At 66.8% G+C, this 19,060-nt stretch carries 17 protein-coding genes and 1 pseudogene; 5 read left to right on the top strand and 13 right to left on the bottom strand.

Annotated elements, in window-relative coordinates; translation table 11 throughout:
* Positions 1-112: 112 nt before the first annotated feature.
* Positions 113-1,486 carry a cytochrome P450 gene (locus AC5RWT_RS24375; protein ID WP_494082429.1) on the bottom strand — a complete coding sequence of 458 codons (1,374 nt, stop codon included), beginning with the start codon at positions 1,484-1,486 and terminating at the stop codon, positions 113-115.
* A 100-nt stretch (positions 1,487-1,586) separates the two neighbouring features.
* Between AC5RWT_RS24375 and AC5RWT_RS24370 the strand changes: the two genes are divergently transcribed.
* Entirely contained in the window at positions 1,587-2,501 is a 915-nt protein-coding gene (locus tag AC5RWT_RS24370; protein ID WP_494082428.1) for a LysR substrate-binding domain-containing protein, read from the top strand.
* Between the two features lie 89 nt (positions 2,502-2,590).
* Here the strand turns inward: AC5RWT_RS24370 and AC5RWT_RS24365 are convergent, their stop codons facing one another.
* The 4 genes from AC5RWT_RS24365 to AC5RWT_RS24350 all read right to left on the bottom strand — a co-directional run bounded on the left by AC5RWT_RS24365 (position 2,591) and on the right by AC5RWT_RS24350 (position 7,634).
* Complete coding sequence (locus AC5RWT_RS24365; protein WP_494082427.1) at positions 2,591-3,460, bottom strand: 3-hydroxyacyl-CoA dehydrogenase family protein; 870 nt, start codon at positions 3,458-3,460, stop codon at positions 2,591-2,593.
* 7 nt (positions 3,461-3,467) lie between these two features.
* Positions 3,468-4,937: an aldehyde dehydrogenase family protein gene (locus tag AC5RWT_RS24360; protein WP_494082426.1), complete on the bottom strand. Its 1,470-nt coding sequence runs from the start codon at positions 4,935-4,937 to the stop codon at positions 3,468-3,470.
* 28 nt (positions 4,938-4,965) lie between these two features.
* Positions 4,966-6,126: an acyl-CoA dehydrogenase family protein gene (locus AC5RWT_RS24355; protein ID WP_494082425.1), complete on the bottom strand. Its 1,161-nt coding sequence runs from the start codon at positions 6,124-6,126 to the stop codon at positions 4,966-4,968.
* A 77-nt stretch (positions 6,127-6,203) separates the two neighbouring features.
* Entirely contained in the window at positions 6,204-7,634 is a 1,431-nt protein-coding gene (locus tag AC5RWT_RS24350; protein ID WP_494082424.1) for an aminotransferase class III-fold pyridoxal phosphate-dependent enzyme, read from the bottom strand.
* A gap of 81 nt (positions 7,635-7,715) precedes the next feature.
* Here AC5RWT_RS24350 and AC5RWT_RS24345 point away from each other — a divergent pair, with 81 nt between their 5' ends.
* Entirely contained in the window at positions 7,716-9,296 is a 1,581-nt protein-coding gene (locus AC5RWT_RS24345) for a PucR family transcriptional regulator (protein WP_494082423.1), read from the top strand.
* Between the two features lie 2 nt (positions 9,297-9,298).
* Here AC5RWT_RS24345 and AC5RWT_RS24340 read toward each other — a convergent pair whose 3' ends face one another.
* A complete protein-coding gene (locus AC5RWT_RS24340) occupies positions 9,299-10,486 on the bottom strand; it encodes a CaiB/BaiF CoA transferase family protein (RefSeq protein ID WP_494082422.1) in 1,188 nt (395 codons plus the stop codon).
* 587 nt (positions 10,487-11,073) lie between these two features.
* Here AC5RWT_RS24340 and speB point away from each other — a divergent pair.
* Positions 11,074-11,892: an agmatinase gene (gene speB / locus AC5RWT_RS24335; RefSeq protein ID WP_494082430.1), complete on the top strand. Its 819-nt coding sequence runs from the start codon at positions 11,074-11,076 to the stop codon at positions 11,890-11,892.
* Positions 11,893-11,935: 43 nt separating this feature from the next.
* Here the strand turns inward: speB and AC5RWT_RS24330 are convergent, their stop codons facing one another.
* On the bottom strand, positions 11,936-12,529 hold the full coding sequence (locus AC5RWT_RS24330) for a helix-turn-helix domain-containing protein (RefSeq protein ID WP_494082421.1): 594 nt from the start codon (positions 12,527-12,529) through the stop codon (positions 11,936-11,938).
* A gap of 179 nt (positions 12,530-12,708) precedes the next feature.
* Between AC5RWT_RS24330 and idi the strand changes: the two genes are divergently transcribed.
* The gene (gene idi / locus AC5RWT_RS24325) at positions 12,709-13,239 is read left to right on the top strand and encodes an isopentenyl-diphosphate Delta-isomerase (protein WP_494082420.1); all 531 of its coding nucleotides are present in this window, start codon (positions 12,709-12,711) and stop codon (positions 13,237-13,239) included.
* Positions 13,240-13,296: 57 nt separating this feature from the next.
* On the opposite strand, the gene AC5RWT_RS24320 is transcribed toward idi, so the two are convergent.
* The 5 genes from AC5RWT_RS24320 to AC5RWT_RS24300 all read right to left on the bottom strand — a co-directional run bounded on the left by AC5RWT_RS24320 (position 13,297) and on the right by AC5RWT_RS24300 (position 18,007).
* Positions 13,297-15,615 carry a putative bifunctional diguanylate cyclase/phosphodiesterase gene (locus AC5RWT_RS24320; RefSeq protein ID WP_494082419.1) on the bottom strand — a complete coding sequence of 773 codons (2,319 nt, stop codon included), beginning with the start codon at positions 15,613-15,615 and terminating at the stop codon, positions 13,297-13,299.
* Positions 15,616-15,818: 203 nt separating this feature from the next.
* Positions 15,819-16,358: a hypothetical protein gene (locus AC5RWT_RS24315; protein ID WP_493968477.1), complete on the bottom strand. Its 540-nt coding sequence runs from the start codon at positions 16,356-16,358 to the stop codon at positions 15,819-15,821.
* Positions 16,359-16,524: 166 nt separating this feature from the next.
* Positions 16,525-17,013 carry a pyridoxamine 5'-phosphate oxidase family protein gene (locus AC5RWT_RS24310; protein ID WP_493968476.1) on the bottom strand — a complete coding sequence of 163 codons (489 nt, stop codon included), beginning with the start codon at positions 17,011-17,013 and terminating at the stop codon, positions 16,525-16,527.
* 209 nt (positions 17,014-17,222) lie between these two features.
* Complete coding sequence (locus AC5RWT_RS24305) at positions 17,223-17,708, bottom strand: SRPBCC family protein (RefSeq protein WP_494082418.1); 486 nt, start codon at positions 17,706-17,708, stop codon at positions 17,223-17,225.
* Positions 17,705-18,007 (bottom strand): ArsR/SmtB family transcription factor, encoded by a 303-nt coding sequence (locus AC5RWT_RS24300; RefSeq protein WP_493968785.1) that lies wholly within the window; start codon positions 18,005-18,007, stop codon positions 17,705-17,707. The genes AC5RWT_RS24305 and AC5RWT_RS24300 overlap by 4 nt, the downstream gene beginning before the upstream one ends.
* Positions 18,008-18,066: 59 nt before the next feature.
* On the opposite strand from AC5RWT_RS24300, the gene AC5RWT_RS24295 reads away from it, so the two are divergent.
* The gene (locus AC5RWT_RS24295; RefSeq protein WP_494082417.1) at positions 18,067-18,237 is read left to right on the top strand and encodes a hypothetical protein; all 171 of its coding nucleotides are present in this window, start codon (positions 18,067-18,069) and stop codon (positions 18,235-18,237) included.
* Positions 18,238-18,847: 610 nt separating this feature from the next.
* Here AC5RWT_RS24295 and AC5RWT_RS24290 read toward each other — a convergent pair.
* Positions 18,848-19,060: pseudogene (locus tag AC5RWT_RS24290) on the bottom strand (ABC transporter ATP-binding protein); the annotation flags it as partial.

Raw genomic sequence — 19,060 nt, 5'->3', positions numbered from 1 at the left:
TTGACGCCGTTGGTGACGGCGGCGCGCATGAGCGAGGTGCCGGGGTCGACGTCGAGCACGTCAACGTTGCCGTCGGAGTGGTGGAAGCTGATCTTTGTCATGGTCTTCTTTCCTAGTTCCACGTAACGGGGAGGCTGGTCAGGCCGCGGAAGACCCAGCCGTCCCAGGTCTCGGTGCGGCTGTCGTCCGTGCGGAGGCCGGGGAAACGCTCATAGGCCAAGGGCACGGCGATCTGGCCGATGGCGGACTTCGCGGCCCAGTGGCCGGCGCACAGGTGCACGCCGCTGCCAAAGGCCAGGTGCGGGGTCTTCGGCCGGAAGATGTCGAAGTCTCCGGCGCTGGGGCCGAATTGAGCCGTGTCACGGTTGGCGGACGCAACCACGACGCCGATGCCGGCGCCGGCAGGCAGATCCACACCGCACAAGGTGGTGTCCCGGGTGGTTTGGCGCGGGTACATGCCGATGGGTGAGAGCCACCGCACGGCCTCATCAAACACCGCTGGCCAGAGCGATGCATCCGCCAGGACGGCCTGCCGCTGCTCAGCATGCCGGCTCAGGGCCCACACAATGTTGGTCACCATGTGCTGCGGCTCGTTCATGCCGCCGGAGATGGTGAGCTTGACGTTGGCGGCGACATTGTCGATCGGAAGTCCGCTGTTGGCCAGCGCGGACGTCATCGAGGTGTCAGGGTGCTGCTGGTAATACGGGATGAGATCGGCAAGGATTTCGTCCAGTTCGGCCTGGGAAGCATCGCAGCGGGCCCAGATCGCCGGGTCGTCGAGGACGTTTCCGGCTCCGGCGATGAAGTCATGCGACCAGCGGCGCATCTGGTCAACAGCCACATCCTTGAGCCCGAGCAGGTCGATGAGGTTTTGCGAGGCGACCGGCGCAGCGTAGTCCCGGTTGAGGTCTGCCCGGTCGGGGCCGGCTTCCTCGAGTTGGTCAAGGAACCGGCGGGCGTTGCGTTCGAAAACCGGCGCCCAGGCTTCCTTGATGTTCTTGGGGCGCAGCACCGGGTTGATCGCGGCCCGGTCGGCGGCGTGCTCGGGGTCGTCCTTGCGCAGCATCGGCTGGCCGCCGAGGGCGCGGTTCATGGTGGCGCCGCTGACGTTGGCGCTGAAGATCTCCTGGTCCATTTCCACGGCCTGGCAGCCGGCAAAGTTGGTGACCAGGAACTTCTTCAGTGCAGGGACCCACGCGACCGGCGACTCGTCCCGCAGGCGTTCGTACACGGGGTAAGGGTCCGACATCATTTCGGACGGGTTGACCCAGTCCGCGACGGGGTAGCCGGTGGTGGTAGCTTCGGCGGCAGCCTTCGGCGTCACGGTGGCTTCGGCGGCAGCCTTCGGCGTCACGGTGGCTTCGGCAGCAGCCCCCGTCGGAGACCCGACAGATTCCCGCGGGGTCAGCAGCGCAGTCGCCGCCGCCGTCGTTCCCTCATCTGCGGTAAAGCCAAACGGGCATTGGCCCTTCACAACGCTGGACATGTGGCCTCCTGGATCGGTCCTGTTGTGACCAGTGTCATCCATCCGGTTCTCCTAGTAAACTGCGGATATTTGCATAACTTCTTCGATGGAGTAGGGATAGATGCCCAAGTTCACCCTTCGTCAGTTGGAACTGTTCGCCGCCTTGCCCGACCACCCGACGCTCAGTTCAGCGGCGGCCGCTTTGCACATCTCCGAGTCGGCGCTTTCCCATGCCCTCAATGAACTGGAAGCAGCCGTGGGGGAGCAGCTGTGTGTCCGGCGCAAGGCGAAGGGCATGTGGCTGACCCAGGCGGGGCAGTATTTTGCGGCCAGGGCACGCACTATCTTGAAGGAGACCGACGGGCTGGTGAGCGAGCTGGCCGGAATCGGCGGGGAGCTGCGGGGACCGGTCGGACTGGGCTGCTACACCGGTCTGGCCGCCAATGTCTTGCCCTCGGTTCTGGAGGGCTTTGGGAAACTGCACCCCGGCGTTGACATCGGCATCACGGTCGGCGACCACGGGGACCTGCTGCCCTTGCTCGAAACGGGCGCACTCGATGCGGCCATCGTTTACGACATCGGGCTGCCGGCCGGGCTGCAGCGTCAGCCGATCTACCACACCGAGGTGATGGCCGTCCTGGCCGAGTCGCATCCGCTGGCCGCCCGGCCTGACGTGGACCTGGCGGATCTGGCGCCGGAACCGCTGATCTCGCTCGAATCGTCCCCCAGTACCGGCTACACGCAACTCATGTTTGCCGAACGCGGCCTCACTCCGACGTTGGCGGCCCAGGTGCCGCAGATCGATCTGGTGAGGGCTCTGGTGGGCCGCGGCCTGGGCTACAGCCTGCTGATGTCCCGGCCGAACCAAATCCCCGTTTCCACGGAGGGCCTGCCGATCGTGTCCAGGCCGCTGAGCCCGCGGGCCGGTGGGACCTCCGTGGTTGCCGTCTGGCCGGACGGGGTGGCCCTCAGCGCCCGGGCCCGCGCCGTGACGGACTATGCCGCCGAGGTTCTGCAAGGGGTGGAGACGGTCTGAAACGAGGGCAACCAGAGCGACGTTTGCGAGGGGGCCGGGCGACTCCACGGGAGCCGGCCGAGGATTGTTGGATTCCGGGCGGTGATCCGTCAGTAGCTGTACCAGCCCCGACTGGTTTTACGACCGAGCCGATTTTGCTCGACCAGTTCCGTGATGGCCGGGTGCGGTTTGTCTGCCTCGTCGCCGGTTTCGGCGTACGTGGCACGGGCGATGAAGTCGATGACGTCCAAACCGACCATGTCCATGAGTTCGAAGGGCCCCATGGGGTGGCCGAGGGCGGTCTTGGCGGTGCTGTCGATGTCCTCGAAGCTGGCAACGCCGGCGGCGTGCAGGGCCAGCGCTTCCTTCTGGAGGGCACCCATCAGCCGGTTGGCCACGAAGCCCGGGACCTCCCGGTTGATCAGGACGGGTTCCTTGCCGAAACGCCGCGCCAGTTCCATCGTGGTGTCCACGGTGGCCTGCGACGTCGACTCGTGCCGCACCACCTCCACGCACTTCATCACCAGGGCCGGGTTGAAGAAGTGCATGTTGCAGACCTGCTCCGGCCGGCCGGTCACCGCCGCGACCTTGGATGAGCCGAGCGTGGAGGAGTTGGTGGCCAGGATGGCGTGCGGTGATGTCACCTCGCCGAGCCGGGCGAAGATCTGTTGCTTGATCTCGAGCCGTTCGGTGGCGGCTTCGATGACGAAGTCGGCGTCCGCCGCTGCGGCCGCGAGGTCCGTGGCGAAGGCCAGGCGGCCCAACGCGCTGTCGGCGTCCCCGTGGCTGATCCGTCCCTTGGCTGCACTGGCTTGCATGCGCGCGACCAACTGCTCCTTGGCTTGGGCGAGCATGTCTTCGGCGATGTCCTGGACGGTGACCCGGTACCCGGCCAGGGCGGCGACCATGCCGATTTGTGAGCCCATGGCGCCGGAACCCACGACCAGGATGTGCTTGATGTTATCGATGGAGGCAGTCACGTGTCCCTCAGAGTCCGGCGGTCCCGCCGCGGAGATAAACGGTGGTGGTATGGGTGAAGAACTCCTTGGCCGCGGCGCCCTGTTCCTTCGGTCCGTACCCGGACTTCTTTGCGCCGCCGAACGGTACGTGCGGGTCGGCGCCGGCGGATTCGGAGTTGACGTGCAGGATGCCGACGTCGAGGTCGTCGATGGCGTCCATGGCGCGGGTGACGTCCTGGGTGAACAGGGCGGCGGAGAGCCCGAATTCACTGTCGTTCGCCAGCTCGAAGGCCTGCTCCACGGTGGCAGCCCGGCGGACGGCCAGCACGGGTCCGAAGAGTTCCTCGCGCCACAGGTCGAGCTCCCGGTCTTCGGGGAGCTCCAGGATGGTCGGCGGAACGAAGTAGCCGCCGGCGAGGAAGCCATCCTCGTACCTTTGGCCTCCGACGATCCGCCGCGCGCCCTGCGCCAGGGCGGCATCAATGCCGTCATGGATGGACTTCCGGGCGGCGTGGTTGACAACCGGTCCCATTTGCACTGCGGGGTCGGCCGGATCTCCTACCGTCAGCGTGGCGGCGCGCTCGGTCAGCGCGGCGAGGAATTCGTCGGCGACGGAGTCGGCCACGATGAGCCGCGACGTGGCGGTGCACTTTTGCCCGGTGGAGCGGAAGGCACCGAGCATCACTTGCTCGGCGGCAAGCTTCAGGTCGGCGTCGGCGAGGACGATCGCGGCGTTCTTGCCGCCCATCTCAGCCTGCACGGGAACCCCACGTCCGGCTGCCCCGGCGGCGAGGCGGCGGCCCACGCCGGTGGACCCCGTGAAGGTCAAACCGTCCAGCGCCGGATGCTCCACGATGGCGTTGCCCATCGCCCCCGGGCCGATCAGAAGGTTCAGCACGCCAGCCGGCAGCCCGGCGGCGTCCAGCGCCTGGGCCAGCCGCAGGGCCAGCAGTGGCACGGTGCTCGCCGGCTTCCAGACCACGGTGTTGCCGTACACCAGCGCAGGACCGATCTTCCACGCCGGAATAGCGATGGGGAAGTTGAACGGGGTGACCACGCCGACCACGCCGAGCGGCTTGCGGGTCACGAGGATCTTCTCGCCCCGCCGCGGGGAAGAGAAAATCTGCCCGGCGGTGCGGTCGCCGTCGTTCCCGTAGTAACGGAAAATCTGCGCCGCCCGCAGCACCTCTCCGTGGCCCTCCGCCCGGGTTTTGCCCTCTTCCCGGGCCAGCTCCAGCCCCCAGGCTTCGGCGTTCTGTTCAAGTACGACGGCGGCGCGCAGGAGCACGGCGCCGCGCTCATGCGCCGGGGTGCGGGCCCACTCGCGCTGGGCGGCAACGGCGGTAGCCATGGCCTGTTGCACCTCACCGGGCCCGGCCTGCAGGCCCTGGGCGACAACTTCCGCGGGACGCGCCGGGTTGTAGCTGGTGATGGCGGAACCGGAACCGGGAATCCAGGTGCCGTCGATATAGTGCTGCAGCTGTACCGGTGAGGTCATGTGTGCTCCTTGGGCGATCAGATGCGGGTCAGCGGAAGGCGGGGATGCCGGTGATCTTCTGGCCGAGGATCAGGGTGTGGACCTCGTCGGTGCCTTCGTAGGTGCGCACGGATTCGAGATTGTTGGCGTGTCGCAGCGGGGAGTAGTCCAGGGTGATGCCGTTGCCGCCGAGGATGGTGCGGCATTCGCGGGCAATCTCGATCGCTTCGCGGCAGTTGTTGAGCTTGCCGACGGAGATCTGGTGGGGCTGCAACTGCCCGGCGTCCTTGAGCCGGCCCAGGTGCAGGGCGAGCAGGAAGCCCTTGTTAATTTCCAGGGCCATGTTGACCAGTTTTTCCTGGGTGAGCTGGTAGCCGGCCAGCGGCTTGTCGAACTGCATCCGCTCCTTGGAATAGTCGACGGCGGTCTGCCAGGCATCGCGGGCGGCTCCCATGGCACCCCAGATGATGCCGTAGCGGGCTTCGTTAAGGCACTCGAACGGGCCGCGCAGGCCCTTGGCCTTGGGCAGCAGCGCTGCGGCGGGCAGGCGTACGTCGGTGAGTTCGATGTCGCACTGGATGGAGGCGCGCATGGAGAGCTTCGCTTCGATCGGGGTGGCCTTGAAACCGGCGGTGTCGGTCGGGACCACGAAGCCGCGGACGCCCTCGTCGGTCTGCGCCCAGATCACGGCGACCTTGGCGACCGAGGCGAGGCCGATCCAGCGCTTGGAACCGTTGAGCACCCAGTCGTCCCCGTCGCGGCGGGCGAAGGTCTTCATGCTGGCCGGGTCGGAACCGGCGCTGGGTTCGGTCAGGCCGAAGCAGCCGATTGCTTCGCCGGCGGCCATCTGGGGCAGCCACTCTTGTTTCTGTTCCTCGGAGCCGTGCTTGTGGATGGCGCTCATGGCCAGCGAGCCCTGTACGGAGACGAAGGTGCGCAGGCCGGAATCGCCGGCTTCGAGCTCGGCTCCGGCCAGCCCGTATTCGACCGCGGAGCGGCCGGCGCAGCCGTAGCCGTCCAGGTGCATGCCGAGTAGGCCGAGCTTGGCCAGCTCCGGCACAATTTCCAGCGGGAACACCGCGTTTTCGTACCAGCCGGCGATGTTCGGCTTGATCGCGCTGTCCACAAAGGAGCGGACGTTTTTCTGCAGCTGCCGTTCCTCCTGCGTGAGCAGGGAATCGAATGAAATCAGGTCATGGTCCAAAGACATGGGGTTTTCCTTCTGTGGAGCTCAAGTGGCGATCTTGAGGTTGGGAAACTGTCGCAGGGAGTGCCGGAGAAGACGGGTCAGGCAGATGCCGGGTCGGCCACTGTCGGCTTGCCGTTTGCGGCAACGTCGAGGACGGCCTGTCGCAACACCTGCAGGCCGTCGGCCAGCAGATCCTCGCCGATGACCAGTGGCGGCAGCAGCCGGATGACGTTGCCGTGGGTGCCGCACGTCAGGGTCAGCACGCCCTGTGCATGGCACCGGGCAGAAACCTCCTTGGCCAGGTCGGCCCGCGGGGCCAGCGTGCCACGGTCTGCGAACTCCAAGGCCAGCATGGCGCCGCGGCCGCGGAATTCGGCCACGACGTCGGTCTCAGCCGCCAGCGGCTCCAACACCTGGCGAGCCGCGGCTTCAATGGCGCGGGCGTTGGCTAGCAGGCTGCCGTCCTCGAACGCTTCGAAGACGGCCAGTGCGGCCTCGCAGGCCAGCGGATTGCCGGCATAGGTGCCGCCGAGGCCGCCGGCGTGCACGGCGTTCATCAGGTCGGCGCGGCCGGTGACGGCGCTGAGCGGCAACCCGTCCGCCAGCGCCTTGGCCGTGAGCGTGATGTCGCCGGCCACTCCTTCGTGCTCGCTGGCGAAGAGCGTCCCGGTGCGCCCCATGCCGGCCTGGATCTCGTCGATCACGAGGACGATGCTGTGCCGGTCCGCGATCCGGCGCAGCCCGGCGAGGAAGCCGGGAGCCGGAACAACAAAACCGCCCTCGCCCTGGATGGGTTCGATGACCATGGCGGCGAAGCTGTCCGGGCCGTGCTCGGCGAGGGCGGCCTCAACCGAGGCAAGCGCCGCCGCGGTGACGTCCGCGGCCGAGGCGGGGACCGCGCCGCCGTGTTGGGCGGCCGGGCGTAGGGGGTTGGCCGAGGCAGCCCGGACGATCTCTGCCGGGAAGGGGCCGAAGTTCAGCCGGTACGGATTCTCCTTGGCGGTCATCGCCATGGTCAGCAGGGACCGGCCGTGGTATGCCTCATCGAAGACCAGTACCCTGCTGCGGCCGGTGGCCGAACGGGCGATTTTGACCGCGTTCTCCACAGCCTCGGCGCCGGTGGAGAACAGGGCGGTGCGCTTCTCGAAGTCGCCCGGCGTGTGCGCGTTGAGCCACTTGGCCACTTCGGTGAAGGACTGGTACTCGGTGACCATGAAGCAGGTGTGGGTGAACTTCTCCAGCTGGGCGGCCACCCGCTCGCGGACCCGCCGGTGGCTGGCCCCGATGCTCGTGACGGCGATGCCGGAGGCGAAGTCGATCAGGCGGTTGCCGTCCACATCCTGCAGGATGCCGCCGTCCGCCTTTTCGATAAAGACCGGCAGGACGATGCCGAAGCCGTCGCTGACGTGGGTAAGCCGGTCTCGGTGCAGCGCTTGGGAACGAGGGCCGGGGATGACTGTGGCCAGGTGGCGGGACTGCGGGAGCGCTACGCCGGCCGCGTCGGTCGCGGAGATGAGTACGTCGGTCATAGGGCAACGCTAAGCGGGCGGCTGGCACAGGGACATCGGATGATCCGCCCAAATTCGCACGCGGTGTTGGATAATCAGTCCATGGTTTCCCTTGCCCAGCTCAGCCATGAACTTGGAGATTCGCTCCGGCCTGCGGTTCCCGGGGCGGTGCCGGGGATCCAACTCTCCGGTGTCCACGTCTCCGAGCTGGCGGACCCGGGTGCCTACCTGGAGGGCGGCGAGCTGCTGCTGACCACCGGCATCCCGCTGAACGGAAGCACCGAGGCCGTAGACGGGTACGTGCGGCGGCTGGCAGCCAAAGGGGTGGCTGCGCTGGGCCTCGGTTTGGGGGAAGGACTGGACACTGTCCCGCCGGAATTGGTCCGAGCCTGCTCCGCCGAGGGTGTTGAGCTGCTGGTGGTCCCCAACGGCGTCCCCTTCCTGGACGTCTCGCGGATGTTCTGGGACTTGGCATCGCGGAGCGATCAAGCGGGCCTCATAGCGAATCTGGGCACGCAGACAGCTTTGGCCCGGGCGACGATGCGTCCTGATGCCTTGCCGTCGGTCGTGCGGGGACTGGCCCAGGCGCTGGGCGGCTGGGTGGCCTACCTGCCCGCGGACGAGGGAACGGATGCCACGGTTTGGCCGGCCAGTGCGCTGCCGTTGCTGCCGCACCTCAAACTGGAAACCGCGCGACTCAACGTTGCCGGCACCCATTCCGCCGCTACCTTCTGGCTGCACGGAGCGCCCGTCGTGGAGTATCCGATCCTGGTCGGCCGGCGGATTGAGGGCTTCCTCGCCATCGGCCCCGGCCGTACCCTGACCAAGGCCGATCGGCAGATCATCACGACGGTTTGCGTCCTGCTGGCCCTGAAGGCCCAGCAGCGCGATGAGCTGGCGGGCACCACGGCGGTACTGGGTTCCGTCGCCGCCAAGCTGGTTGCCCGCGGGCAGGTGGAGGCGGCACGGTTGGTGGCCGGCGACGGAAACCTCGGCCCGCTGCCGGAGCGGGTCCGGGTGCTGGCCGCTCGGTTGGGGACGGCGACTTCCCCCGCAGCGCTCGCCGGGCCGGTATCCCGGCTCCAACCGGCCGACGGCGGCAGCCCGTCTGCCACTGCGCTGGCCGGCTGCGCGCTGCGCTTTACTGACAACGGAGTGGCCTACTTCCTGCTGGATGCCGAGCTCATGGAACGGGCGCCGACGAATTGGCAGCCGGACGGGGATGCCGACGCGGAACTTCTGGCCTGGACGGGAGGGAACGAGGGCGGCGCCGCCGCCAAGGTGGCGGCAGCGCCGGCGACGGAGCCTGAGGCCGCGGAGACGGGTGCTGCCTGGACGGAGTCCCTCGCCTTGGCGGAGGTTGCCGGGGCGATGGCAGCGGTGCACCGTGCCGCAGTTGCCGCGCCTGGGGGCAAGCTGGTGAATCTGGGGGCCGACGGTGAGGCCCGCGCCGACGCATGGGTCGACGTACTTGCGGGGTACCGCCGCGCCGAGCTGCTGGAGACCGTGGCCGCCTACCTGCGCCACCGGGGCCACTGGGAGGACACCGCCCGCCAACTTAACGTCCACCGGAATTCGCTGCGCCACCGCATGGCGGTGGCCGAGCGGCTGCTCGGGGTGAGCCTCGACGACCCGGACGTCGCCGCGCACCTGTGGCTGGCCCTCCGCCGGCGCGGCCTCTGACGTCAGTCCAGACTGCGCAGCCACTCCAGCACCGATGCGGTGTGTTCGCCAAGCGCGGGCGGGGAAGCGGTGCGGGGTTCGAACGCCGGGCTCCAGGAGATCGGGTGGCGGACCTGACGGCCCGCGGGTTCCCCGCTGGCATCGCGGACTTCGATGGTCGGGGCCAACCCCAGTGATTCGGCATACCTGATGCCCTCGTCGATGCCCGCCACGGGGCCGGCGGGAACGCCGACGCCGGTGAGCTTGCCCTGCCACACGGAGGCGGAGGCAGCGGACAGGGCCCGCTCCAGCAGCGGGATAAGCTCGTGGCGGTGCTGCACCCGGGCGCTGTTGGTGGCGAACCGCTCGTCATCCGCGAGGTGTGGTTCTCCCAGGACGTCGGTCAGCTGCCGGAACTGCCCGTCGTTGCCGCAGGCCACCGCCAGCGGACCGTCGGAGCACTCCAGCAGCTGGTACGGCACGATGGACGGGTGCTCGTTTCCCATCCGGTGGGGAACCTTTCCTGCTCCCAGATAGGCCTGGCCCTGGTTGGCCAAGGCGCCCTGCAGGCTGGACAGCAGGTTGACCTCGACCCGGCTGCCCCGGCCTGTGGCAGCGCGGGCGTTGAGCGCGGCGAGGATCCCGATGGTCGCGTCCTTCGCCGTCAACACGTCCACCAGGGCAACACCCGCTTTGTAGGGTGAGCCGTCCGCATCGCCAGTGATGCTCATCAGGCCGCCGACCGCCTGCACTATGAAGTCGTAGCCGGGCAGGGAGGCACCCTGGGCTGAACCAAAGCCGGAAATTGACGCGTAGACCAGACCGGGATTGCCGGCCGAGAGCTCCGCATACCCCAGCCCGAGCCGGTCCATCCCGCCGGGTTTGAAATTCTCCACGACGACGTCGGCCGCCAACGCCAGCTTTCTGGCCAAGCGCCGGTCACCGGAATCCGCCAGGTCCAGGCAGATCGATTCCTTGTTGCGGTTCACGCTCTCAAAGTAGGTGGCGCCGGTAGGGGAGTACGGCGGACCCCAGCTGCGGGTGTCGTCCCCCGTGCCCGGGCGCTCCACCTTGATGACCCGTGCACCAAGATCGGCCAACGTCATGGTGGCCAGCGGACCGGCGAGTACTCGGGAGAAGTCGGCGACCAGCAGACCTTCCAAGGGCCTTTTTGGTGGAGCTTGGGCAGCGGCAGTGGGGGAGTCAGGCACAATCCGTCCTTCCGAACAAGCATGAATTGGCGTTGAGTCTACGGCAGGGCGGCCGGCGCGGGATCGGATGTCTTGGCCAGGGGTTGGTCGTTCCGTCCAAAGGCGGCCGCGTATTGTCCACGGCCGTGCCCGGAGCCGTGCAGCCACTTGCCCCGCGGACGCCGCGCGGACGGTCGTCGTGACGTGCTGCTCAACCCCATCAGCGTGATGAGCCCCCACGAGGTCAGCTCAGCCATCCCGGCGCCCCGGTTTTGAAACTCTTGACGGTACATCATGGATAGTGTTGCATGACTTATGTCACGTATTGGAAAACCTGCTCTCCGTTGACGCCCCCACGGGGCGTCGGAAGCAGGGAGCCATTGCGAGGGGCGCTCCGCCGCTGCACGCTACGGACTTTCACGCTCTCGACTCGATTAAGGAAGACCGTTGACCCCTTTGCCCATGCACACCACATCCCGCAGCGGACAGGGCGCACCCATCGTTGAGCAAGTGGACTTCGCTGCCGTCCCGCGGTTTGCGTCCGCGCCGACGTTCGCCGGGCTTCCCCGCCTGGACCAGGTCAGTGATTATCAGGTGGCCTCGTCGGCATTCCCTTCGACTCCGGGGTCACGTTCAGGCCAGGCGCTCGCTTCGGGCCCGAAGCGATTCGCAGCGCAAGCCGCCTGATTCGTCCCTACCACGTCGAACTCGACTCCCATCCCTTCAAACAGCATCAGGTTGCGGATCTGGGCAACATCCCGGTTACCCCGTTCAATATTCAAAGCGCCGTGGAGACGATGATTCGGGGTCTTGACGAGGCGTCGGAGCGGAGCCAACGCCTTGTCGTGCTCGGGGGCGACCACACGATTGCTTACCCGGCGCTGAAATCGCTGCACCGCATTCACGGTCAGGTTGCGGTGGTTCACTTCGACGCGCACCTCGACACCTGGGGCCCGTATTTCGGCGCGAATCTGCACCACGGAGCACCATTCCGCCGGGCGTTTGAAGAAGGCCTGATCGACCCGGAGGGATGCCTCCATGTTGGTGTCCGCGGATCGGTTTACGGGCCGCAAGACCAGGACAACGATGATGCGACAGGCTTTCAACGTATTCGCGCCAGTGAATTTATCGGTACCGGGCTCGACGGCATCGTCGAACAGATCAGGGATCGTGTGGGAACGCGTCCGCTCTACGTCTCCGTTGACATCGATGTGCTCGACCCGGCCTTCGCCCCCGGCACCGGTACGCCGGAGCCTGGTGGCCTCGCGAGCCGGGATCTCCTGCATCTTTTGCGGGGCCTTGCCGACCTGAATCTTGTAGGGGCCGACATCGTGGAGGTCGCGCCGGCATACGACCATGCCGACATCACCTCGATGGCTGCCGCACAGATTGCCTACGAGTACTTGAGCATCTGGGCCAGGCCCTGAGGCCGGCTGCTTGACTGGCTCAGGGTGAATTGCCGACGAACCGTCACATTGACGCATGCGGAGTGAGGACCCACAGGATCCGCGCCTGCTCCGTTTTCGAGGGGTTCAGCCAGGCGTGGGGCAGTGAGGCACGAAAGGTCAGGGAATCACCCTCTTGGAGTTCCACCCGCTGCCCTTCGACCGTGATGTGCAGTTCGCCCCGCAGCACCGTGACGAACTCTTGATCAACCGGGAGCCGGTACGGTTTGGGGTCGCTTCCCCCGCCGGGCTGGACAATCGTCTCGATGACTTGCACGCCTCCGTGGCCCGGTGGGGTCAGGATCGAATCGGCGACCTTGTGGCCGAGGAAGCGCGCCGGCGCGCGTGAATCCGCCCTCACGAGGTGGACGGCCGGCGGCTCGAAGAGGGCCGAGAGCGGAAGATTCAGCGCATCGCAGATCGAGGCGAGTGACGCGACGGAGGCCGACGTTTTTCCCAGCTCGACCTGGGAAATGAAGCCCTTGGTCAGGCCGGTGTGATTCGCCGTCTCAAGGATGGTGAGCCCGCGGTCCTCCCGAGCCCGCCGCAGCCGCTCGCCGATGAGTTTAACCTGTTTCGTTGCTGGCCTTTCGTCGCTTCGCGCAGCGTCATCCTTCATGCTTCTTATATTGCCTTACCGGCGGGTGATGCCGGTTGACTGCCTGCATCCTCCATGCGTGCCGGCGTGTTCCTGACGCTGCCGGCTGCCCTCCCGTTCGCCCATACAATGGCTGGTATGAACACGACTGACCGCTGCGCGCGCCCCGCGCGAGGCCAGCGGCCCGGATCCGGGCCAGCATGACGGACCGCCAGACCGAGCAGGTAGTACTGCTGGACCAGAACCTCAAGCCCGCCGGCGTGGCCAACAAGGCCGACATCCATACCGGCGAGACTCCACTGCACCTGGCCTTTTCCTGCCACATATCCGACGCCGAAGGGCGCGTGCTGGTGACCCGGCGCGCCCTGAACAAGCTCACCTGGCCGGGCGTGTGGACCAACTCGGCCTGCGGCCATCCGGCGCCGGGGGAGGAGATGGAGGACGCCGTGCGGCGGCGGGTGCGCTACGAGCTTGGCCTGGAGCTGGAGGACCTGCAGCTGGTGTTGCCGGACTTCCGCTACCGTGCGGTGGACGCCTCCGGGATCGTGGAGAACGAGTTCTGCCCCGTCTACACCGCGCTGGCGGCTGGCGAACTGTCGCCGCGCGGTGACGAAGTGGCCGAGTACCGCTGGGTGCGGCCTTCGGACCTGCGGACCGCCGCCACCGCTGCGCCGTGGGCCTTCAGCCCGTGGATTGTGCTGCAGCTTCAGGCCTTGGAGCGGCTGGCGTAGCCGCGGCCCCGGTGTCGTCAAAGCCGGGCAGGGCAATGGAGGCGGGCTCCGCCGTCGTTATTCGATCAGTGCGGGGCGGGAGTCGCGCCGGGCGGAGACCGGCAGCGCCGCCGTGCCGGAGGTTTGCAGCCGGTTGACCAGTTCGTCCGGCCACATGGGGCGGCCAAAGTAGAAGCCCTGGGCGTTCAGGTTGGGGCAGCCGGCCAGCCATTCCACGGTTTCGGCAGTCTCGATGCCCTCGATCACCACATCCGCGTTCAGCGCGGTGAACATGGCGATCAGATGGCTGACCACAATGTTCCTGGCGCTGCCGTCGTCGCCGCTGACCAGGGAGCGGTCCACCTTGACAATGTCGAAGTCGAACTCGGTCAGAGAGTTCATCGACGAGTAGCCGGAGCCAAAGTCGTCCACGGCGATCTTGAAGCCCTCGCTGCGCAGCTGTGCGAGGTCCGCGCGGGACTGTTCGGACATCTTGTCCAGGGAGTTTTCGGTTAGCTCCACGATGATGTTCAGCTCCGGCCCTTCGGCGCGCATCCGCCGCAGCCGGTCCACCACGGGGGAGCCGGCGCCGAGCTGGCCCAGCTCCACGTTGACGGAGATGGAGCGAACGCTGGTGACTTGGCAGATCCGCTCCATGGCGGCGGCCGCGCCGTCCATCACCTGGATGGTCAGCTCGTTGAGCAGGCCCAGCCGTTTCGCTTCGCCCACCATCCGGTCCGGCGGGATGCTGCCCAGTTCTTCGTCTTCGTAGCGAACCAAGGTCTCGAACCCGACAATCGCATCCAGGTCCAGTGCGACGATGGGCTGCAGCGCCACGCGCAGCCGGCGCAGGCGGATGCCCCGCTCCACCGCGACGGCCAGGCAGGTCTCGGATTCCAGGCCTTCGAGCCGGGCGTCGCGCAGCCGCTGCTGCAGCCGCTTGCTGCCGTACATGGAGGAATCGGCGTCGCGCAGCAGCTCTTCGATGTCCGGTGCCGGGCGGTCCGAGTAGGCCAGGCCGATGCTGGCCTGCACCTGCAGCGTGCTGCCGCGGGCGGTGAGCGGGCGCGCAATCGCATCGGCTAGGCGTTCGGCGACGGCGCGGGCGTCGGCTTCGCTGGTGACATCGCGGAGCACGACGACGAATTCGTCGCCGCCGATTCGCGCGGCCACGTCTTCGTCGCGGATTTCGGAGCGGATGCGCTGCGCGGTGGCGGTCAGCAGCAGGTCTCCCACATCGTGGCCGTGCTGGTCATTGACGGCTTTGAATTCGTCCAGGTCCAGGTAGACGACGGCGATGGCCTCGCCGGGGCGACGGCTGGCATTGATCTCGGTCAGCCGGTGCCAGAGGGTGCGGCGGTTGCCCAGCCCGGTGAGCGCATCGGTGTCCGCCTGCAGCCGCAGCTCGTGCACCAGTTCGTCGTGCCGGACCATGATGCTGCCGACGTGCGCCAGTGCGTCCAGCACCTGCTCGTCTTCTTCGGTGAACTGGGCACCGCCGTTCCGGGAGGCCACCAGATAGTTGTCGCCGTCGTCATAGCGGTGCATCCGGACACCGATTTCCTTCTCCTTCGGGGCCTCCGGACGCAGGGACACCCGATCCGCCCGCACCGAGGAGCTGGCGGCGGCGAGCAGCGTTTTGTCGACTTCATCCGGGGTCCACGGCAGCTCCAGCGATGCGTCGACCAGGCCGGTAAGGCGGCGGCGCAGTTCGCGGTTGCGCAGCCAGCCCGTCACCGCCAGCGCCAGCACTGACGCGAAGACGATCAAGAACGACTGGACACCATCGCGGTTGAACTGCAGGGCGGCGTGCTGGGCGGCCAGGCACAACACCAGGTTGATGGCCAGCGTGACCAACGCCGGCGTCCAACCGATCCCGTTGCGGAAGGTGCTGCGGCGTTTGGCCGACGTGGAGAAGGCGCTTTCGACAGCAATCGCCATCAGGAAGAAGGCCAGCCAGGCGGCCACCAGGGCGATCGGCCAGACAACGCCGGCGGCATGGACACCTTGGAACACTGCCACCATCACGGCGGCTGCGAGCAGGCGGCTGATGAACCAGTAAAGTTCGGGCCAGCGCAAGCGGCGGAACACCACACGGGTGGCCAGCAGGCCGATTCCGACCACTGCCACCGTTTGGTGGAGCGGGGCAGTCAGGTCGTTGCAGACAATCACCGCGGCAGTCATCGCTGCGGTGGTCTGGCGCCGCATCAGCGGGGTGTCCACGCGCAGGTGCCACGCCAGCACCAGCATCAGCACGGAAAGCACGGATACGCTGCTCAAGCGCGGGGGAGCGGCGAACGAGGCAGCCACGACCTGCCCCAAAACCAGCAGTCCGGCCGCCGAGATGCCGGCGATGGCAGCCCACGCCAGGGCGGCCGCAGCTTTCGCGACCGTCATGATGCTGCCGGCATGCCGTTCCCCCACTTCCGCCCGCTGATGTTAACGTTTCAACTAATCCTAACCGTGGCGCATCCCGGCCGGTGGTGGACTCACCGGCTCCAGGAGGACCAAAGACTCTTAACACACGGGATCCGGGCCGGCGTCAACAACGCCGAACCCGGACCAAGTGCCAGGTGCAGCCTGCTCGGAGCGACAGGCCGCTAGTGCTTCAGCAGGCCATGCCAAAAGTTGGTGGGCCGCTGCATCTCGCCGTGCTTGGCGCCGAGCACAATGACCGTTCCGGCAAGGGCGGGAATGGTCCATTGCAGCAGCTTGAGCTGCTTCTGTGCCGCCTTCAGCTCCGGCGAGGCCGAGGGTGAGGGTTCCGTCGCACCCTGGGCACCTTCTTCAGCCATTTTCTCCACCTTCTTGCCCAGCATGCCCGCATAAAGGGTGACGGCTGCGCCGGCCAAGGTCACCACCGTTTTAATCACGGTCATCCGCATCACCCCTTCCTGCTTCATCAGCCGGCCCTTGTTTCCGGCCAGCAGGGGCAGTCCGGAGGCAAGGTGCGCTGCGAAAGCAGCGGTTTGGACAGGGGCCCACTTCATCCATCCAACGCTGGACAACCGGGTGCGTTCGCGGGGATCCTGGGCGGCAGCTGCCGCACCGTTAAGACCAACCGCCCCCATGAGTGAACCGCCGAACCAAGCCGCGGCAGTGAGGTCGTGCACAGAACGGGCCAAGAGATTGCCTGACATTTGCTGACTCCTCATGTACGTGGTGATGTCGCCGTGCGGCTTTTGCCACCGGCCATAGCTTGACCTAGAGGTCGACGGGAGGTCGTGAGGCTTTTGCCACCGGCCATAGCTCGACCAAGAGGTCGACGAGAGGCCGAGCGGCTGTTGCCACCGGCCATAGCTCGACCTAGAGGTCGACGAGTTCGTTTTTTCCGACATCGTTCGCCTGCTTCCCTGTGACCATGCCCTTGGCCAGCTTGAACAGCGTGGCTACCTTGGGGGAATCCGGTTTCCAGTATTCGGCCGTGTGTGCCTCAACGTGGATTAAAGCAACCGCCGGGTCGTCCTTGCCGTTTTTGAACCACGGTTCCATCTTGGGGCTCCACAGTTCGTCGATTTTCGCCTGGTCGCGGACGATTTTGGCCGTGCCCGAGATGGACAGGTAACCGTCGGACCCGCTGATCGAGACGTTGACGTGGGGGTTGCCCCGGATCTCCTCGGCTTTCGGCGAAGGATCCTGTGTGACGAACCAGAGGTCGCCGTCAAACTCGGCTTCCTGCAGTGCCAGCGGGCGGCTGTACAGCTGGCCGCTGGCGTTGACCGTGGTGAGGACGCCGATATCCGCGTCCTTCAGAATTTTCGCTACTTCCTTGCGTCCTTCATCATCGTTCGCCATGGAACCACCTTCCGTGTCGGGTGCAGGGATTCCTCAGCATACTGACTAATTTCGACGAGGCCAATGGCTGTTCGGTGCGTGAGACGGGTCGGCGAAGGAGGGGATTCCGGTCCGTGGCCTCAGTGTGGCCGGTCGTCTGACAGCCGCCCCATCCTGATGAACAAGGGGGCGGCTGTCAGTTGCCGGCGGGGTCGGGCCCTCGCCGGGGCCTAGGGGGTGCGGGCGCCGGCGAGCAGTTCGTCCAGCCGTTCGTAGCCTTCGCTCATGCCGCTTTCCATGCCGGACTGGGCCATGCCGTCGCGCGCTTCCTGCGAGGGATAGACGGAGTGGCCAATGAGCTTGCAGCGTCCGCTACCCAGGTCCTCGAACGTCATGTACTCGATGCTCACAACGTCCGGGTAGCCGGCGAACTCGAACGTCTGGACGGCGAATTCGTTCTCGCGGACCGTGTGGAAGACGCCGCTGAAGGCGTATTCAACGCCGTCGGGGCCAGTGTGGAGGTAGCGGTAGCTGCCGCCGGTGCGGAAATCGTAATGATCGATGTCCATCTTCATGCCCCGGGGGCCCAGCCACTGCTTGATGAGGTCGGGGTCCTGGTGGGCGCGGAAGACGTCGGCGACGGGATAGTCGAACTCTCGTTCCGTTTCAATAAACGGGGCCCCGTCCGGGACGGTGACTTTGAGGGCGTTGCTCATGATGCGTCCTTGGATAGTTGGCTGAGCACGGCGTCCAGTCCGCGGTACTGTGCCTCACGAACCAGCCTGTACTGGTCGATCCACGCAGTCAGCGCTTCGAGCCGTGCGGCGTTCAGGTGGACGGGTCGGCGCTGGGCATCCCGGCTGCGGGTGACCAATTCTGCCTGCTCGAGGACCTGGATGTGCTTCGAGACCGCCTGCTTGGTGATTTCGAAGGGCTCGGCCAGTTCGTTGACCGTTGCCGGTCCGCGACTGAGCCGGGCAATGATGCGGCGGCGGGCCGGATCCGCTAGGGCCATGAAGGCCCGGTCGAGGAGCGCCTCGTCGCTGCTATCGCTCACGGTATTCAACTCTTCCCTTGATCAACCTTTCGGTTGATTACAAGCTACTCCTGCAGTGCGTCGCGGTCAAGGGGACGCAGGGCCCGCTGCCGCGCTTCGGTGAACAGGCCGTGCGAAAAGGCACCGTGAGCGCACGCGCCTGGGACGAAACGGTTTCAGCGCCGCACTCGATGACGGCCGCGGCCTGATGGTGTTCCTGCTGCCGAGGGGTTCTCAGCAGAGGTGATCCTGCACGCCGGCACCGCGCTCCCGCTTATCGCGGTCCGTGAGCAGGACTTCCTGGACGACGGCGGAACCTCGGTCGTGTGGGCCGCCGCGCCGGCCGCAGTCGCACCGGCGCACTGGTGCCTCCGCCGCCGGCCGGAGAAGGCGGGAGGAGTGCAAGCCCGGCATCCGGGACCACCTTCCTCCTGGCCCGTCGGTAAGCTGCCAAGCCGGAAGTGGAGCGACGGCGGCGCGCTGCCACGGGTTTGTCTTCCCGTAGATTGGGCCCGAACACCAGCACCACAAAGGGGGCAAAGGCGAGTACGAGATCGACGACGAAAAGGGTGACTTCCATGGCCAGCTCCTGCCCTTGGATTTAGGGTAGGCGTCGGACGGCCGGCACACAATGGGTTGAGACGCCCACCGGGATCGGGGACGACAAGGCCTCGCGTCACCCTTCCTGTGCAGGCATCCGGCGGCGGCAGGCGGTCACCAAGTCGGCTGCCCTGCACTCGAGGCACAGGCGTTTTGTGCTGAGATGCGAGGGTTCGGCAAGGCCTGAGCGGAGCGCCAAGGGCGGACCGGTACCGGGCGTCACGTCACCGTGACGTGGCCGTTCTCGACGTCCCAGCGGGTGTCCAGCCGGACGTTTTCCAGCAGCCGGCGGTCGTGGGAGACCAGCAGCAGGGTCCCGTCGTAGCTGTCCAGTGCGTGCTCCAGCTGTTCGATGGCGGGCAGGTCCAGGTGGTTGGTGGGTTCGTCGAGGACCAGCAGGTTCACGCCGCGGGCCTGCAGGAGCGCAAGGGC

The sequence above is a fragment of the Arthrobacter sp. Dra40 genome (genome assembly GCF_059091905.1).
The sequence above is the reverse complement of the archived record's forward strand: the minus strand, read 5'-3'. Positions and strand labels throughout refer to the sequence as shown.

Coding starts and splice junctions, on each gene's coding strand:
- AC5RWT_RS24375 (WP_494082429.1), bottom strand. CDS start 1,486: ATGTCCAGCGTTGTGAAGGGCCAATGCCCGTTTGGCTTTACCGCAGAT.
- AC5RWT_RS24310 (WP_493968476.1), bottom strand. CDS start 17,013: ATGGCGAACGATGATGAAGGACGCAAGGAAGTAGCGAAAATTCTGAAG.
- AC5RWT_RS24370 (WP_494082428.1), top strand. CDS start 1,587: ATGCCCAAGTTCACCCTTCGTCAGTTGGAACTGTTCGCCGCCTTGCCC.
- AC5RWT_RS24360 (WP_494082426.1), bottom strand. CDS start 4,937: ATGACCTCACCGGTACAGCTGCAGCACTATATCGACGGCACCTGGATT.
- AC5RWT_RS24355 (WP_494082425.1), bottom strand. CDS start 6,126: ATGTCTTTGGACCATGACCTGATTTCATTCGATTCCCTGCTCACGCAG.
- AC5RWT_RS24345 (WP_494082423.1), top strand. CDS start 7,716: ATGGTTTCCCTTGCCCAGCTCAGCCATGAACTTGGAGATTCGCTCCGG.
- AC5RWT_RS24320 (WP_494082419.1), bottom strand. CDS start 15,615: ATGACGGTCGCGAAAGCTGCGGCCGCCCTGGCGTGGGCTGCCATCGCC.
- AC5RWT_RS24305 (WP_494082418.1), bottom strand. CDS start 17,708: ATGAGCAACGCCCTCAAAGTCACCGTCCCGGACGGGGCCCCGTTTATT.
- idi (WP_494082420.1), top strand. CDS start 12,709: ATGACGGACCGCCAGACCGAGCAGGTAGTACTGCTGGACCAGAACCTC.
- AC5RWT_RS24350 (WP_494082424.1), bottom strand. CDS start 7,634: ATGACCGACGTACTCATCTCCGCGACCGACGCGGCCGGCGTAGCGCTC.
- AC5RWT_RS24315 (WP_493968477.1), bottom strand. CDS start 16,358: ATGTCAGGCAATCTCTTGGCCCGTTCTGTGCACGACCTCACTGCCGCG.
- AC5RWT_RS24300 (WP_493968785.1), bottom strand. CDS start 18,007: ATGGCCCTAGCGGATCCGGCCCGCCGCCGCATCATTGCCCGGCTCAGT.
- AC5RWT_RS24330 (WP_494082421.1), bottom strand. CDS start 12,529: ATGAAGGATGACGCTGCGCGAAGCGACGAAAGGCCAGCAACGAAACAG.